At 61.8% G+C, this 14,575-nt stretch carries 17 protein-coding genes; 12 read left to right on the top strand and 5 right to left on the bottom strand.

Going from position 1 to position 14,575, the window contains the following annotated elements; all coding sequences use genetic code 11:
* Positions 1-82: 82 nt before the first annotated feature.
* The 11 genes from AYJ54_RS22765 (at position 83) to AYJ54_RS22715 (ending at position 8,246) form a co-directional block, all read left to right on the top strand.
* Positions 83-739 carry an NAD-dependent epimerase/dehydratase family protein gene (locus AYJ54_RS22765; RefSeq protein WP_063702357.1) on the top strand — a complete coding sequence of 219 codons (657 nt, stop codon included), beginning with the start codon at positions 83-85 and terminating at the stop codon, positions 737-739.
* On the top strand, positions 740-1,108 hold the full coding sequence (locus tag AYJ54_RS22760) for an NAD-dependent epimerase/dehydratase family protein (protein ID WP_063702355.1): 369 nt from the start codon (positions 740-742) through the stop codon (positions 1,106-1,108).
* A 37-nt stretch (positions 1,109-1,145) separates the two neighbouring features.
* Complete coding sequence (locus AYJ54_RS22755) at positions 1,146-1,874, top strand: ribonuclease activity regulator RraA (protein WP_063702353.1); 729 nt, start codon at positions 1,146-1,148, stop codon at positions 1,872-1,874.
* Positions 1,875-1,878: 4 nt separating this feature from the next.
* Positions 1,879-2,352, top strand: coding sequence for a nuclear transport factor 2 family protein (locus AYJ54_RS22750; RefSeq protein WP_063702352.1), 474 nt, complete (start codon positions 1,879-1,881; stop codon positions 2,350-2,352).
* A gap of 59 nt (positions 2,353-2,411) precedes the next feature.
* Positions 2,412-3,179, top strand: a complete 768-nt coding sequence (locus tag AYJ54_RS22745; RefSeq protein ID WP_161491891.1) for a shikimate dehydrogenase family protein — start codon at positions 2,412-2,414, stop codon at positions 3,177-3,179.
* A 140-nt stretch (positions 3,180-3,319) separates the two neighbouring features.
* Entirely contained in the window at positions 3,320-4,207 is an 888-nt protein-coding gene (locus tag AYJ54_RS22740) for a transporter substrate-binding domain-containing protein (RefSeq protein WP_082905818.1), read from the top strand.
* An 88-nt stretch (positions 4,208-4,295) separates the two neighbouring features.
* Positions 4,296-5,093, top strand: a complete 798-nt coding sequence (locus AYJ54_RS22735; protein ID WP_063702345.1) for a transporter substrate-binding domain-containing protein — start codon at positions 4,296-4,298, stop codon at positions 5,091-5,093.
* 30 nt (positions 5,094-5,123) lie between these two features.
* Positions 5,124-5,807, top strand: a complete 684-nt coding sequence (locus tag AYJ54_RS22730) for an amino acid ABC transporter permease (RefSeq protein WP_063702343.1) — start codon at positions 5,124-5,126, stop codon at positions 5,805-5,807.
* A 17-nt stretch (positions 5,808-5,824) separates the two neighbouring features.
* Complete coding sequence (locus tag AYJ54_RS22725) at positions 5,825-6,472, top strand: amino acid ABC transporter permease (RefSeq protein ID WP_063702342.1); 648 nt, start codon at positions 5,825-5,827, stop codon at positions 6,470-6,472.
* Positions 6,456-7,190, top strand: a complete 735-nt coding sequence (locus AYJ54_RS22720) for an amino acid ABC transporter ATP-binding protein (RefSeq protein ID WP_063702341.1) — start codon at positions 6,456-6,458, stop codon at positions 7,188-7,190. The genes AYJ54_RS22725 and AYJ54_RS22720 overlap by 17 nt, the downstream gene beginning before the upstream one ends.
* An 81-nt stretch (positions 7,191-7,271) precedes the next feature.
* Entirely contained in the window at positions 7,272-8,246 is a 975-nt protein-coding gene (locus AYJ54_RS22715) for an aldose epimerase family protein (RefSeq protein ID WP_063702340.1), read from the top strand.
* A 61-nt stretch (positions 8,247-8,307) separates the two neighbouring features.
* On the opposite strand, the gene AYJ54_RS54330 is transcribed toward AYJ54_RS22715, so the two are convergent.
* Positions 8,308-8,616 carry a prolyl oligopeptidase family serine peptidase gene (locus tag AYJ54_RS54330; RefSeq protein ID WP_245329102.1) on the bottom strand — a complete coding sequence of 103 codons (309 nt, stop codon included), beginning with the start codon at positions 8,614-8,616 and terminating at the stop codon, positions 8,308-8,310.
* Positions 8,504-9,472, bottom strand: a complete 969-nt coding sequence (locus AYJ54_RS22710) for a lipase family protein (RefSeq protein WP_245329101.1) — start codon at positions 9,470-9,472, stop codon at positions 8,504-8,506. The genes AYJ54_RS54330 and AYJ54_RS22710 overlap by 113 nt, the downstream gene beginning before the upstream one ends.
* 124 nt (positions 9,473-9,596) lie before the next feature.
* Here AYJ54_RS22710 and AYJ54_RS22705 point away from each other — a divergent pair, with 124 nt between their 5' ends.
* Positions 9,597-10,391, top strand: a complete 795-nt coding sequence (locus AYJ54_RS22705; RefSeq protein ID WP_082905807.1) for a GntR family transcriptional regulator — start codon at positions 9,597-9,599, stop codon at positions 10,389-10,391.
* A gap of 34 nt (positions 10,392-10,425) precedes the next feature.
* Here AYJ54_RS22705 and AYJ54_RS22700 read toward each other — a convergent pair whose 3' ends face one another.
* The 3 genes from AYJ54_RS22700 to AYJ54_RS22690 all read right to left on the bottom strand — a co-directional run bounded on the left by AYJ54_RS22700 (position 10,426) and on the right by AYJ54_RS22690 (position 14,496).
* Complete coding sequence (locus AYJ54_RS22700; protein WP_063702337.1) at positions 10,426-11,397, bottom strand: Bug family tripartite tricarboxylate transporter substrate binding protein; 972 nt, start codon at positions 11,395-11,397, stop codon at positions 10,426-10,428.
* A gap of 116 nt (positions 11,398-11,513) precedes the next feature.
* Complete coding sequence (locus AYJ54_RS22695; protein WP_063702396.1) at positions 11,514-12,893, bottom strand: amidohydrolase family protein; 1,380 nt, start codon at positions 12,891-12,893, stop codon at positions 11,514-11,516.
* Positions 12,894-13,020: 127 nt separating this feature from the next.
* Entirely contained in the window at positions 13,021-14,496 is a 1,476-nt protein-coding gene (locus AYJ54_RS22690; protein ID WP_063702336.1) for an aldehyde dehydrogenase, read from the bottom strand.
* Between the last annotated feature and the right edge of the window lie 79 nt (positions 14,497-14,575).

The following is a 14,575-nucleotide window of genomic DNA, read 5'->3' as shown; positions in this document are numbered from 1 at the left end:
AGGCGAGCCTTCCGATGCCCTTCTCAGCGAGTGTTCCGTCCACCACGCGGAGCGCGATCGAGGATATTGCAGGGATGGAAACATGGAAATCTTCGTATCCGGCGCGACTGGAAGAGTGGGCGGCGTGCTGTCCGCTGCCTTGAAGGCGCGCGGCCACAACATCCGCACCATCGCCGTCCCTGGCGACCCGAACCGCATCGCAACGGAATCGTCGGGAATAGCCTGCCACACCGGCAGTCTCGCGAGCTTCGAGGACGTTGCCCATGTCATGAACGGCGTCGAGGCCGTCTTTCACATGGCGGCAGTCATCTCGTTTCAACCGTCGGCGCGCGATCTCCTCTGGGACGTCAACGTCGTCGGAACCTACAACGTGCTGCGGGCGGCGAGCGCGGAGGCACTGAAGCGCTATGTTCGCATGGTCTTCGCATCCAGCGACCAAGTCTATCCGACGCGCTTTGCGCGCTACCGGCCGACTGACGAGAACCATCCCAAGGAGCCCTACACATTCTACGGCTTGAGCAAGGTGCTCGGTGAGGACATGATCAGGTTCTATCACCGCAGCGAAACGTCGCTCGATATCTCGACCGCCGTGTTTTCCCACACCGAAGCGGCCAAGGAGATCATTGATCCCAATGGCGAATATTCGGGCCCTGCATTCTACGTCAACAGCCGCGTCCGCAGCCTCAAGGCGAGCAGCACGCATCACGCCGGAACCACGTCGAACAGCGAACTCGCGTAGGTGCTGGCGGTGCTCGAGCCCCTCGTCAGCCCCGACGAGCCATTGCTTCTGGCCAAGGACTCGAACGACATTCCGCATACGCAGGAACTGGTCGACGTCCGTGACATCGTTCAGGGCCTGCTGCTGATCTTCGACAAACGCGAAGCCATCGGCGAAACCTTCAACCTTGCGCCCACAAGCCCGGTGAGCCTCGGCGAGTTCATTCCATATCTTGCCAGGAAAACAGGCCGGCGCGTCGTCGAGGCCAGAATTCCGGTCGAACTGGGACGAACACACGGCAGCTCAGCCAAGGCGCGCGCCCTCCTCGGCTACGCGCCCAGATATTCGATGTTCGACATGGTCGACGAGGCCGTGGCCGCCATTTCCTGACACCTGATCGCAAACTTCCCTAAAGAGAACGACCCACATGGCTCCGATTGCTAAACAAACCCTCGACAAGCTCAAGGCATGCTCTACAGCGACGCTCACTACGCAGCTCTTCAAACGCAACTACCGCCAGCAGTTTCTCGTCGGCGTATCGCCGCTCAATCGGGATGCCGGATCCTTCGCTGGTGAAGCTTTTACCCTTCGGTTCATTCCATCGCGCGAAGACAAGGACTGGGATCTGTCCGACCTGAGAAAGCGCGGCGAGGACAACATGCAGTGGGAAGCGGTGGAAGCGATCGGCGCAGGCCAGGTGCTGATGATCGACAGCCGCAATGACCCCCGGGCAGCTTCGGCCGGAAACATGCTGATGACGCGCATGATGCGAAAGGGTGTGGCGGCCGCTGTCACCGATGGCGCGTTTCGCGATGGCACGGAGATCTCAAAAATGCCCTTTCCGGCTTACTGCACGGCCAACACAGCGTCGACGCGTCCGGCCTATCACCGCGCCGTCGACATGCAATTGCCGATCGGCTGCGCCGGCGTTGCCGTTTATCCCGGCGACATCATCGTCGGCGACAGCGACGGCGTCGTCGTCATTCCCCGCTCTATTGCCGACGAGCTCGCCGCGGATTCGAATGAGCAGGAGCTGCGCGAAAAATTCCTATTCACCAAGATCGACGCTGGCGCGCCGCTTTGGGGGACGTATCCACCGAACGAGGCAACGCTAAAGGAATATGCCGAATGGCGTGCCCGGCAAGCGGCGGAGTGACCCCATGACGGCACCCACCAAGGCCAAGCAAGCGCAAGCTCTCGTTCGGCGATACTTCGACGCCTGCAACGCTGCAGATCATCAGGCTCTGCTCGATTGCTTCACCAGCGACGCCGTCCACTACTTCCCACCCGGCCTGCCGGGCGCGCCCTGGCGCGGCGCGAAGGCGATCGCGGACGGCTGGGTGTGGTGCGTCAAGACCTTAGGGTCGCGCTGGACAATCGAGAAGGTGCTCGCAGGCGAGAGCGGGCGCGAGGCCGTGATCGAATGGACGCATTGGAAGACGGCTACCGGCGAGGTGCTCCGCGGCGACGAATGGTACGTCTTCAACGACGACACCACGCGGATCGCCGAGATCCGCGCCTATTATGCCTCACCCGTCAACAAGGCCGAGCCAGTCAACAAGCTGCACGATTTCGACTACGAGGGCAGAGGCTATGCCATGGCACCGCCCTCGGCGGCGCCGAAATTGTCCTGAGCAGCAGAAACGAGTTTGGGTCTCCTTCCATGGCGACAGCACTTACGGGAAAGACGCGCGTGCACGCGCTGATCGGTTCGCCCATTGCGCAGGTTCTCGCGCCGGGCTGGTTGACGGCGCGAATGCAAGAGACCGGTTACGACGGCGTTCTGGTGCCTCTGCACATCGAAAAGGACAACCTTGACACGGCGCTCCCTGTGCTCAAGGCGATGCCCAACATCGACAGCATTCTCATCACCTTACCTCATAAATTTGGCGCGCTCGCGCACTGCGATCGGCTATCCGACCGCGCCAAGGTGCTTGGCGCGATTAACGCGATGCGACGCGAGGATGACGGACGTTGGTACGGCGATAATTTCGACGGGGCGGGCCTCACTGCCGGCTTGAAAAAAGCGGGCCACACCATCGCCGGCAAGAACGTGTTCATGGTCGGCGCCGGCGGCGCGGGATCGTCGATCGGGGTCTCCATGCTCGAAGAAGGCGCCCGCCACCTGACGTTCCACGACATCAACTCCAAGAGCCAAGATACGCTGTTCGACAAGCTCAGCGCGGCCTATCCTGGCAAGGTTTCCATCGCAACCGCCGTTCCCCGAGAGTGCGATATCGTCGTCAATGCGACCTCGGCAGGCTTGCGGGACAGCGATCCCCTTCCCGTCGATCCAGCCCAGCTTGCGACGCACATGGTCGTCGCCGACGTCATTACAGATCCGGTCCCGACAAGGCTGCTTGTAGAGGCCACCAAGCTCGGCTGTGCCACGCGAGACGGCACGCATATGCTGGATGGGCAGATCGGGCTCTTATTCTCCTTCATGACGGACGGCCGCTGACGGAACGGTCGGCTCGCAAGGACAGTGAAAGCTTGCCTTGTGTCAACGCAAGCGACGGTCTCCCTTTATCGCGACAGTGCATCCGAGCCGCCATGACTGGCAGTCTCACGAGGTGAGACAGCGATTTTCGGACAAGAATGATGCGCTTCTCCTCAACGCCGACACCCGATAACGTCACGAACAATCAAAAACGTTCAGCAGTCTCTGGGAGGATCGCCTTGCGAACGCCTTTTCGACTTGTCACGTCCATCGCAACGGGCGCGATTGCCGTGTGCGTTTGCCTCGCCGCAGCACCGAGCAGGGCCGATCTATTCGCTGACATCAAGGCGAGAGGCAGGATTCCCATCTCGATCGACCCTGCAGCGCCGCCCTACTCCATCGTCGACGAAAAGGGCGAGTACGCCGGCTCCGAGGTCGAGATTGCGAAAAAACTGGCAAAGGACTGGTCGCTTCAGCTCGAGCTGATCCCGACGACGCCCGCGAACAGAATTCCCCATCTCATCGCCGGGCGCTCTGACGTCGTGATCTCAACGCTGTCGATCACCGACGAACGCAAGAAGGTCATCGATTTCTCGAAACCTTACGGCGCCATACAGATCGTGGTGGGAGCCCCCAAGGCGGCCCCCGTATCGACGCTCGCAGACCTAATCGGTAAACGCGTTGCGGTGACGCGAGGAAGCACCAATGATGCCGAGATCACGAAATCGGCGTTGCCCGGCACCGAGATCGTGCGGTTCCAAGACGACGCGACGTCGATCACGGCGCTGCTGAGCGGCCAGGCGAGCTGCTACGCCACCGCTCCTGCCTTGCTGACGACCGTTAACAAGAAAAATCCCGCGATCGCTCTTGAGCCGAAAATCGTTCTCAAGACTAACGTCACGGGCGTTGGCTTCAAGAAAGGTGAAGGCGCGCTTGAGGCAAAAATCAATCAATGGATCGATAAGAGCCTTCAGGATGGAAGCCTAAACGCCATCTACAAAAGCTATTTCGGCATTGAGCTCCCGCCTGAGGTCACCAGCGCAAAGTGAGCCCGAAGGGGCTCGCGTTACATCGCGACAAAACTGGCAGGTGCATCCACCACCACATTGATCGAGAAATTCCGTCCGGGAGGGTTGAATGAGGATTTTTGTCAAGAATCTGGCCATAGCTGCGATCGCGCTGGCTGTCATGGGACAAGCCGCGACAGCCGATACGCTTGAGAAAATCAAATCGGCAGGGGTCATTCGTATTGCGATCGACCTCAGCGTGCCGCCGTGGGCGTTCAAGGACGAAACCCTCAATCCTACCGGGTCGGAGGTCGAGACTGCCAAGCTCCTCGCCTCCGATCTCGGCGTGAAGATGGAAATCGTTGGAACGAACAGCGCCAACCGTATTCCATTTCTGATGTCGCATCGCGCGGACGCCGTCATCTCTGCATTGTCGATCACCGACGAGCGCAGGAAGCTTATCGCGTTTTCGCTGCCCTATTCGGGCGCCACCTCCTACGTCGCGGCGCCGAAGAGCATGCAGATCAAGACCTTCGCCGACTTGTCAGGAAAGCGCATTGCGGTCACGCGCGGCACGACGAACGATGCGGATGTGACCGCAGCCGCGCCTCGTGACGCGGAAATCGTGCGATTTGAGGATGAGGCCACGACCATGACGGCGGTTGTCTCCAACCAGCTTGATCTGGTCGCCCAGGTTCCGACCCTGGTCGATCTCATCAACAAGAAAAACCCAGCGAAGGACCTCGAACTGAAGCTGCCCCTGCGGACCGCGCCCATGGGAGTCGGTATGCGCAAGGAGGATACGGACTTGAAGGAATGGGTCGATGGCTGGGTGAAGAAGAACATCGCCAACGGAAAACTCCAGGCGATCTTCAGGAAGTTTCAGGGCGTCGATATGCCCAAGGAAGTCATTGCAGCGTCTCAATGATGTCGCGACCCGGATGAGGCGAGCAGCCCGATGACCTACAATTTCGACTTCGGAGCCGTGCTGGCGTATTGGCCGCTCCTCTTGGAGGGCGTCTGGACGACGCTGCGCCTCACCTTGTTCGCCACCGTGTTCGGCATCTTGATCGGCGCATTCTGCGCCATCACCCGGACCGACGGACCGGCCGGGGCCCGGTGGGTCGTCTCGCTTTACGTCGAGTTCATCCGCAATACGCCTCTGCTGGTCCAGTCGTACTTCCTGATCTTCGGCATTGCGAGCATGGGAATCCGATTGCCCATCCTGCTCGGCGCGACCCTCGCCCTGACCGTCAACATCGGCGCCTACACGACGGAGATCGTCCGGGCGGGCATTGAATCGATTCACCGTGGTCAACTCGAGGCCGCGACGTGCCTCGGCCTGTCGCGCACCCAGACGTATCTGCACGTGATCATTCGGCCGGCGCTCGAGCGGGTCTATCCCGCGCTGTCGAGCCAATATGTTCTCCTGATGCTGGCCTCGAGCATCGTCTCATCCGTTGGCGTCGAGGAGCTCTTCGGCATATCGAATCGCATCCAGAGCGAGACGTATCGCAATTTCGAGATCTTCGTCGTGCTCGGCATCATCTATCTGCTCCTCGCCGTGGTGGTGCGTGCTGGCTTTACGCTGCTGGGACTTGCGATGTTTCCCCGTCGCCGCAGGCTCGGGACCCCTCTCTGAGTGATGGGAGATGGCAAATGAATAGCGCTTACACCTTCTCGCTGCTCCAGGGACTATGGGCGACCGTCGTCTTGAGCATGCTAACCTTCCTGTTCGGTGGCCTCGTCGGGTTCATCGTCGGGCTCGCCCGCACCTCACCGACATGGGTGATTTCACGCGGGGCAGCAGCCTATATCGAGATCATGCAGGGGCTTCCGCTGCTCGTCCTGATGGGCCTGTGCTTCTACGGGCCGAGCATCCTGGGCTACGACTCCTTGTCTCCGCTGCCGGCCGCCACCTTCGCGCTCACGCTCTACAGCAGCGCCTATCTCGGCGAGATCTGGCGCGGCTGCATTCGGGCGGTGGCTAGACCTCAGTGGGAGGCCGCCGAGTGCCTCGGCCTGAACCGCTGGCAGCGCATGAGGGCGGTCATCCTGCCGCAAGCCCTGCGCATCGCCATTCCTCCGACGGTCGGCTTCATGGTCCAGATCGTCAAGAACACATCGATCGCTTCACTCGTCGTTGGGTACGCCGAGCTCTCCTACAATGCGAAGATCATCAACAATGCGACGTTCGAGCCATTTCTCTATTTCGGGATCGCGGCGCTGATGTACTTCGCGATCTGCTATCCGCTGTCGGTCCAGAGCAGAGCTCTCGAAAGGAAACTCAATGTCGCCAATCGTTGAACTCAAGGATGTTCGCAAGAGCTTTGGCGATCTGGAAGTCCTCAAGGGCGTCACCTTCGACGTGAACAGGGGCGAGGTCGCCGCAATCATCGGCCAAAGCGGATCGGGCAAGAGCACGGCGCTTCGTTGCATGGATCGCCTGGAAACGATTCAAGGCGGATCGATGCTGATCTGCGGCCATGAGCTCCACGATGACGACGTCGACCTCAAGTCGCTCCGGCGCGACGTCGGAATCGTGTTCCAGAGCTACAATCTCTTCCCTCACCTGACGGTCGCCCAGAACATCATGCTGGCTCCGCGCATGGTGAAAGGCATGAAGCAGCGGCAGGCGCGCGAGATCGCCGATACGGTGATCGCCAAGGTCGGGCTGCGCGAGAAGATGGACTGCTATCCGGAGCAGCTCTCCGGCGGGCAGCAGCAGCGCGTAGCCATTGCCCGCAGCCTTGCCATGGAACCCAAACTGATGCTGTTCGACGAAGTCACATCGGCGCTCGACCCGCAGCTCACCGGGGAGGTGCTGCGCGTCATGGAGCAGCTCGCAGCCGACGGCATGACCATGATCCTGGTGACGCATGAAATGGCCTTCGCCCGCAAGGTGGCGGACCGAGTGATCTACATGCGGGACGGCAAGGTACATGAGATGGGCTCTTCGGACATCCTGCGCACTCCGGCGACTCCAGAGCTAGCCGCGTTTGTCTCGGAGTCGGCGGAGCACTGAAACGACAGGCGGCGCGCGTCAAGACCGTCGCTTCCTGCGCGTGCAACACTCCGCCAATCGCAGTATTGCTAGCGGCGATGCATGACGAAGGATGATGACGATCGACCCGGAAATCAGGCCCGAGAGTTTGAGGGAGATTTCATGAATGCGACGCGTCAGTTGATGGCGGGTGCAGCTCGTCTCGGCTTCTCTGCGGCGGTGGGCGGACGCATAACTTTGCTCCGGCTGTGCAGCTGCGATCGGGACGACGTTGCGCGAAATGTGTTGCGGCCGTTTCCGACCGGGATCGGGCCGGCGCACTTGTTGCACTGGCCCAAGGGCGGAATCTATCCGCTCGTCCCCTACAGTAACCGCATCAAGGACGGGGTCCTTCTCTTCCAAGGTAAGCGATATGAGCTGCCGCCGCATCCCGATGCCCGTCCGCATACCTTGCACGGACATGCCCACCGGATGGTCTGGGAGACGATATCGCTGACCCAATCACACGTAACGATGCGGCATGTTCATGCGGCAGGCGCCGAATGGCCTTGGCCGTTTAGCGCGACGCTCGACATCGATCTTGAACCGACCCGCGCCTTCCTTGCCCTGTCGCTTCGGAACGAGGGGCAAACGCCGATGCCGGGTGGGATCGGCCTTCATCCCTATTTCCAGCACGACCCGGACGACCGCGTCGCGTTCGACGCCCCGATCGACTGGCCGGTGACTTCTGACTATCGCGCCACGCTCCCGCAGAATCGCTCTGCCCCGGCCAGCGCTGGTCCGTTTCCACCCGGTGAGGTGACGCTTTATCGCAGTGGATGGCGCGGACTGTGCGTCATCGATCGGACGAACGGAGACCGGATCGAGATGCGGGCGGATCCGATATTTTCTCACTTCGTGCTGCATCGGCCGGCGGATGCACGGCATCTCTGTGCAGAGCCCGTCAGCCACGTTGCGGACGGATTCAATCTGTTCGCTGACGGGCATGGTGGCACCGGAACTGTCGTTCTCGAACCAGGAGACGCGCTGAAAGGCTCCGTAACGATCTCACTCATCGCGGCAGGGGCGAACGATTAGCATTGCAGGGTGGCGCGAGTTCTCATGCGCGGATGACCTGCATGAGAAGCTGATCCTCAAGCTATCGAGGATCGTCGTCAATCATTGAACGGCATGCCCTGCGCCGGATCAGTCGGAGGGCCCGGCTCGGCCATGCCCGCGCAACTACCTCGAGGCTTCGTCCCGCCAGCACCTCCTTGAAGAACGCCAGCGCATCCCGGAAAGCGGCATTGACGCCGCCATTGTGGGTGACGCCTGGATAGGTCTTCCAAACCACGTCATTGCCGGCCCCGCACAAGGCGGCAACGGCGGCAGATTGCCGAAGCGGCGGCAGCACGGAATCGGCAAGTCCTGTTCCCAGGAGAACGGGCACCGGTAGGCCGGGCTTCATGTCCGTCGGAGACGGAAAGCTCGGAGGCATTCTCGGCCATGACGCTTCCCTTCTGCGCAATGGCGCGCATCTCCCCGGTGCAGCTCTCGCGTGCGGCGCGCAGCACGAGTCCGCCCTTCTCCGTTACGAGCTTGTCGACGGAGGTCTCATCTGGAAGCGAGCCGCCGAGCATCATGAGCGTGAGATAGATAGGCGAGCCGATCGTGAACGGCTCCGCCGGCGGGCAAGGACCGTCGGGAAATGTCGATACAAGTCCCGTGGCGACGGTGGCGAGCAAGGGCACATCGGGGGCATAGCTTGGTGCAACGGTCGTTGCGCCCAACGCCGTGCCCGACCCTTGCGACTGTCCGGTGATGAAGACTTTCGTCGCGAGCTTGTCGGCATGCGCGGCGAGCACCGCACGGACGGCGTCGAGCACGGAGCGCCCTTCGGCTGCCCAGTTGAGATAGGGATGCGGCCCAGGTCCGCCGAGCCCCTGATAGTCCGTCGCGACGACGGCGAATCCGCTCTCCAGCCATCGCGCGATGTAGGTGGCATCGCGCGGCTTGTGCCCGGTCCAGGACGGCGCACAGCTGTCCGCGACGCCCAGGGTACTGTGTGCCCAGGCCAGCAGGGGCCAGCCGCCTGCTGGCGGTGCTCCCGCCGGCAGATAGAGCGTTCCGCTCACGGGCACGATCCCGGCGTGCCAGCGAAAGTCAGTCGAACTGTAGAGAATGCGCTCCGCAAGAGCCGCTTTCGTGATCGCCGGTTGCGCCGACAGCGGCTCCTCGCGCAGCATCACGCCCGGCCGTGGCGGCAGCGCCTTGTTCCCTTGTCGGTCTCGTCGAACGCCGCGCCCCCGGTAAATAGCTTGCACCCATCCCGCCTGCGCGTCTGGCTGGGAGGGGCCTTGGCCGTGCTCATGTCCGTTGCCAAATAAAGGCAAAACCACATAGTATTGTATCATCGCATTTGTTCGATCAGAATCAGGACTTCCTTGGGTGAAAGCTTCCAAAGTTCAGCGCGTGCCCGTCACGGCTGCCCCGCTTCGACAGCAAGTCGCAAGCAACCTTCGTACGGCGATCATTGATGGTCGATTTCAACCGGGGGAGAGGTTGAAAGAAAGCGAGCTGTGCGCATGGACCGGTGTCAGTAGAACGGCCGTGCGCGAGGCCCTGAGACAGCTCGAGGCAGAAGGCATCGTCGACAATATTCCCAATCAAGGTCCCGTCGTGGCTCGGGTGTCGCCCGACGAGGCACGGCAGCACTATGAGGTCCGGGCCATGTTGGAAGGGCTGACCGCGAGGACGGCCGCCGAGAAGATTTCGGAAGGTCAGATCAAGGACTTGCAGAAGCTCAAGCGGGAATTGGACCGCGCCTTCAAGTCCGGCAGCATCGCCAAGGTGCTCGCGTGCAAGAACGAGCTCGACGAATTCCTGATGAGCGTTTCGTCGAACAGCGTCATCAAGGGCTTCGTCAGCGTCATTCGCGCGCGATTGAGCTATCTTCGTCCGATCGTCCTGGCGCAGCCCGAACGCCTGAAAGAGAATGCCGTCGAGGTCCATGGGATCATCGACGCCATCATGGCCCGGAAGCCTCAGGCAGCCTGGCAGGCCGCCGTAAACCACGTCAACATGGGTGCAAAGGCGACGCTCAAAGTGCTTGAGCAGCTCGAGGCGGCGGCGGCACACCAGGCTGCGCTGGATGCCGAGGCCGCGCTTCGGGCAAAACGCCCGCGAGGACGGCCCAGGCGCGATGCGATGCCGGATAATCCCGTGGGGCGCGTAACAGCCTAGGCAATGATCTCAAGCCAGTTCGTGTGCCGGCCTGCTAGCCGCCATCGACGCTGAGGCCGTTGTCGCGCACCACCTGTCCCCAGATCCGGGATTGCTCCGTATAGAATTTTCGCATGTAGTCGGGATCGCTGGCGACGATCGTCAAACCCATCGCGTTTATCCTTTCCGTGACGTTTTCCTCCCTCAGCACTGCGCTCATCTCGGCGCGGAAATGCTCGATCATCGGCCTTGGCGTCTTTCCTGGCGCATACAGGCCCCACCATGGCGTCGCAACCAGATCGGGAAACCCGCTTTCCACGAGCGTCGGCACATCGGGCAGGGTCGGGTGCCGTGTCGAGCCAGTTTGGGCGAGCGGGCGTAGCAGCTTGGCCTCTATCTGGCTGTTGAGCACCGTGGTTGCGGCGATGATCAGGTCGATATGTCCGGCGATCGCGTCGTTGACGGCGGGAGCGGCCCCTTTATAGGCCACGTGCACCCACTGCGCGCCGGAGCGTTTGGCGAGAAGCAGCATGGTCAGGTGGCCAAGGCTCGCAGTGCCGGCCGACGCAAATCCGAATCCGCCCGGCTTCGCCTTCGACGCCGCGATCAGCTCGGCCAGCGTCTGATACGGCCGTGAAGGCTGGCAGGCGATGATGTTCGGCGCCGTACCCACGAGCATCACCGGATCGAGGTCCGTCTCGGAATTGTACGGCAGGCTCGGCTGGGTCACCGGATTGGTGGCGTGGGTATCGAACACGAACAGCCAGGTGCGGCCGTCCGGCGGCGATTTTGCGACCGCCGCGCCGCCAATGCTGCCCGCGGCTCCCGCACGGTTCTCGATGATGATCGTGGTGCCAAGCCGCTGCTGCAAGCCCGGCTGGACCAGCCTCGCGATCGCATCAAGCGTTCCGCCGGCGGGAAACGGCACGATGAATTTCATCTGGCCCGCGGGCCATTCCTGGGCTCTGGCCGCAAACGGCGCGGCGAGCGCCGCCGCAACGATGGCACGTCGAGTGAGCTTTCCCATGCGTCTCTCCCCGGATTATTATCAAGAGCAGCGTGTCCGGCCGAGGCCTGCTCGGGTCGCGGCCGAACCGAAGACGACAACCGGAACACACGTCCGATCGCCGCCATCCATGATCGTTATCGTTGCGCGAATGTCGCGATCGCCCCGGCAACCGGCCGTCCGCGATGCCAGACGGCCGAGATCTTGTGGGCGTTGGCGATGTCGACCGAAGGATCGGCATCGAGCACGACGAGATCGGCGAGCTTGCCCGCCTGCAACACCCCGCGGTCCTCCAGCTTGAGCAGCTTCGCAGCGCCGCTAGTCGCAATCGTCAACGCCTGAAGCGGCGTGAGACCTGCCTCGACCATGAGATCGAGCTCACGATGCTCGGCAACGCCGGGGAAGCGAAGGCCTACGCCGGAATCGGATCCGAACCCGATATTGATGCCGGCTCGATAGAGCGTCATCAGGTTCTTCTGGTTCATCGCCAGTGCCTTCCGGGCGCGCTCCGATCCGGGAGCATCATGAACCTTCTGCTGCCATGCCGGATCTTCCAGCTGCGTCTTGACAGCAGGATCGAGCGCCCTGTTCACGAACGGATCGGCGGTGACCTGCGGCTTGTCCGCAAAGATGAAATTGGAATCGTCGAGCGCCAGGGTCGGCACGTACCAGGCAGCGCCCGTCTTCATGAGGTCGATCGTTGGCGGATCGATCTCCTTGTCCCGGATGCCGTGGGCCAGGATATCCGCGCCGGCCTTCAAGGCCGCCTGGGCATCTTCCAGATCATTGATGTGGAAGGCGACACGAAGCTTGTTCTTGTGGGCCTCGTCGACGGCAGCCGTGTAGACTTCCGGCTTGACCTTGACCGGCAGCAGCTTGCCGAAATCGTCGAGCCAGAGCTTGATCAGGTCGGTCTTGCGCCCCGCCATCTCCCGCACGGCCTCCCGCGCCGCCTCCGGCGTATCCGGGCGGTAGATCTGGTTCGGACCGACCGGGACGATCGCCACCGGTGGCGCGCCCATGGCGACGCCAATGCCGCGGTCGGCACCGAAAATATCCGCGCCGGGCACGTTGCCCGCATGCAGCTCGGCGCGCAGGTCGTAGAACTCCGGCGCGTTCAAGCCTAACGACGTGATCGTGGTGACGCCGTAGGCTTCCCATTGCCGAAGTTGCGACAGGATGTAGTCGCGATTGTAGTTATCGGGACTCGCCTTGAGTCCCCGGACGATTCCGATGTGGGAATGGTCGGAGATCATGCCGGGCATGATCGTCTTGCCCTTGAGGTCAATGACCTCCGCGCCGGCCGGCGCTTTCACCGACTTCGCATCGCCAACCGCCGAGATGCGGCCGTCCTCGATGACGAGAATGGAATCCGCGACCGGCTTGCCACCCAGTCCGTCGATCAGCGTGGCGCCAGTCAGGACGACGGGCTTTGAGACGTCCTTGTTTTGCGCCTGAGCGGGTATAGACAGAAACAGGCCCGAAATGGCCAAGGCAACGGCCGATGCGGCTCTCATGATGGGTTCCACTCCCTTTTGGCGCCGCCGGGTTGATCCAAGCGGTCATTAATTTTGATCGTATCTAATACGGATATTTGGCAATTGATCCTGGCGCGTCGCGCCAGCATCATGGCGCTCGGACGGCCTATCTGAGAACGAACGGATAGGGCTCGTCGCCGCTGCTCATCCAGACGGTCTTGGGCTGCATGTATTCATTGATGGCTTCAATGCCGTTCTCGCGGCCGAGGCCGCTGCGCTTGTAGCCGCCGAAAGGAGCCATGTAGCTCACCATGCGGTAGGTGTTGACCCATACCATGCCCGCCTTCAGCCGGTCGGCCATCACATGGGCGCGCTGCATGTTCTGCGTCCAGACGCCAGCTGCGAGACCGAACAGGATATCGTTGCCGATCTCGATGGCATCTTCCTCGTCCCGGAACGGGATCACGGAGAGAATCGGACCGAACACCTCTTCCTGCGCAATCCTCATGTTGTTCCTGACGCCGGTAAACACCGTGGGCTCGACGAACAAACCCTTGCCGCATTCCGGCCGGCGGGCACGATCGCCTCCCAGGGCCAGATGGGCTCCGTCCTTTCTGGCGATCTCCATATAGGCGAGCACCTTGTCGAACTGCGGCAGGTTGGCGACGGGCCCGACCTGGGTGTCGTCGCGCATGGGGTCGCCCATCTTGATCGTGGACGCTGCCTTCAGGAGCTTTTCGACGAAGGCGTCGTGAACCGATTCCTGCACCAGCATCCGCGATCCGGCAATGCAGGCCTGGCCGACGGCCGCGAATATCCCGGCGATCGCGCCATTGACCGCATTGTCGAGATTGGCATCATCGAAGACGATGTTGGGCGACTTGCCGCCGAGCTCGAGGCTGACGCGTTTCAGCCCGCGCGCGGCGCCTTCGTAGATCTTCTGGCCGGTGGCGTCGGAGCCGGTGAACGCGACCTTGGCGACCTGGGGATGCTCGACCAGCGCTGGTCCAACCTCGTTGCCCAAGCCGGTGACGACGTTGATGACGCCGGGCGGGAAGCCCGCCTCCTCCACCAGCGACATCATTTCGAGGAGTGACGCCGAGGTGAACTCCGATGGCTTGAGCACCAAGGTATTTCCCGCCGCGAGCGCCGGAGCGAGCTTCCACGCAACCAGCATCAACGGGGAATTCCAGGGGATGATTCCGACCACGACCCCCATCGGCTCGTGCTTTGTGTAGGTGAACATGTTGGGCTTGTCGATCGGGATGACCGAGCCCTGAATCTTGTCGGCGAGGCCGCCGAAGTAATAGTACCACTGCGGAATGTAGTTGAGCTGGCCGCGCATCTCGCTGATCAGCTTGCCGTTATCCTTCACCTCGATCTCGGCCAGCCGCTCCGCATTGGCCGCGATGAGATCGCCCAGCTTTCGCATCAGGGCGCCGCGCTGGGTGGCATTGAGCTTCGGCCACGGGCCGACATGCATCGCGCGATGCGCGGCCTGAACCGCGCGCGCAGCGTCCTCGGCATTGCCGCGCGGGATCAGAGCCCACGGCTCGGCGGTGTAGGGATTGAGAGTCTCGAACCACTCGCCCGAGGCTGGATCCTCCCACTTCCCCCCGATGTACATCTGATACTTCTTCATGAGCACCTCGTCGCCGGTAAATAAATCAATCCATCTAGTATTATCGTATTAGCTATTTTTTATGATCGTCGAGCGATTT

Origin of the sequence: Bradyrhizobium centrolobii, from assembly GCF_001641635.1 — a bacterium.
Lineage (GTDB): Bacteria > Pseudomonadota > Alphaproteobacteria > Rhizobiales > Xanthobacteraceae > Bradyrhizobium > Bradyrhizobium centrolobii.
The sequence above is the reverse complement of the archived record's forward strand: the minus strand, read 5'-3'. Positions and strand labels throughout refer to the sequence as shown.

Excerpts from the sequence above, each read along its gene's own strand:
- AYJ54_RS22765 (WP_063702357.1), top strand. The coding sequence starts at position 83 with ATGGAAATCTTCGTATCCGGCGCGACTGGAAGAGTGGGCGGCGTGCTG.
- AYJ54_RS22755 (WP_063702353.1), top strand. The coding sequence starts at position 1,146 with ATGGCTCCGATTGCTAAACAAACCCTCGACAAGCTCAAGGCATGCTCT.
- AYJ54_RS22750 (WP_063702352.1), top strand. The coding sequence starts at position 1,879 with ATGACGGCACCCACCAAGGCCAAGCAAGCGCAAGCTCTCGTTCGGCGA.
- AYJ54_RS22740 (WP_082905818.1), top strand. The coding sequence starts at position 3,320 with ATGCGCTTCTCCTCAACGCCGACACCCGATAACGTCACGAACAATCAA.
- AYJ54_RS22735 (WP_063702345.1), top strand. The coding sequence starts at position 4,296 with ATGAGGATTTTTGTCAAGAATCTGGCCATAGCTGCGATCGCGCTGGCT.
- AYJ54_RS22730 (WP_063702343.1), top strand. The coding sequence starts at position 5,124 with ATGACCTACAATTTCGACTTCGGAGCCGTGCTGGCGTATTGGCCGCTC.
- AYJ54_RS22725 (WP_063702342.1), top strand. The coding sequence starts at position 5,825 with ATGAATAGCGCTTACACCTTCTCGCTGCTCCAGGGACTATGGGCGACC.
- AYJ54_RS22720 (WP_063702341.1), top strand. The coding sequence starts at position 6,456 with ATGTCGCCAATCGTTGAACTCAAGGATGTTCGCAAGAGCTTTGGCGAT.
- AYJ54_RS22715 (WP_063702340.1), top strand. The coding sequence starts at position 7,272 with ATGACGAAGGATGATGACGATCGACCCGGAAATCAGGCCCGAGAGTTT.
- AYJ54_RS54330 (WP_245329102.1), bottom strand. The coding sequence starts at position 8,616 with ATGAAGCCCGGCCTACCGGTGCCCGTTCTCCTGGGAACAGGACTTGCC.
- AYJ54_RS22700 (WP_063702337.1), bottom strand. The coding sequence starts at position 11,397 with ATGGGAAAGCTCACTCGACGTGCCATCGTTGCGGCGGCGCTCGCCGCG.
- AYJ54_RS22695 (WP_063702396.1), bottom strand. The coding sequence starts at position 12,893 with ATGAGAGCCGCATCGGCCGTTGCCTTGGCCATTTCGGGCCTGTTTCTG.
- AYJ54_RS22690 (WP_063702336.1), bottom strand. The coding sequence starts at position 14,496 with ATGAAGAAGTATCAGATGTACATCGGGGGGAAGTGGGAGGATCCAGCC.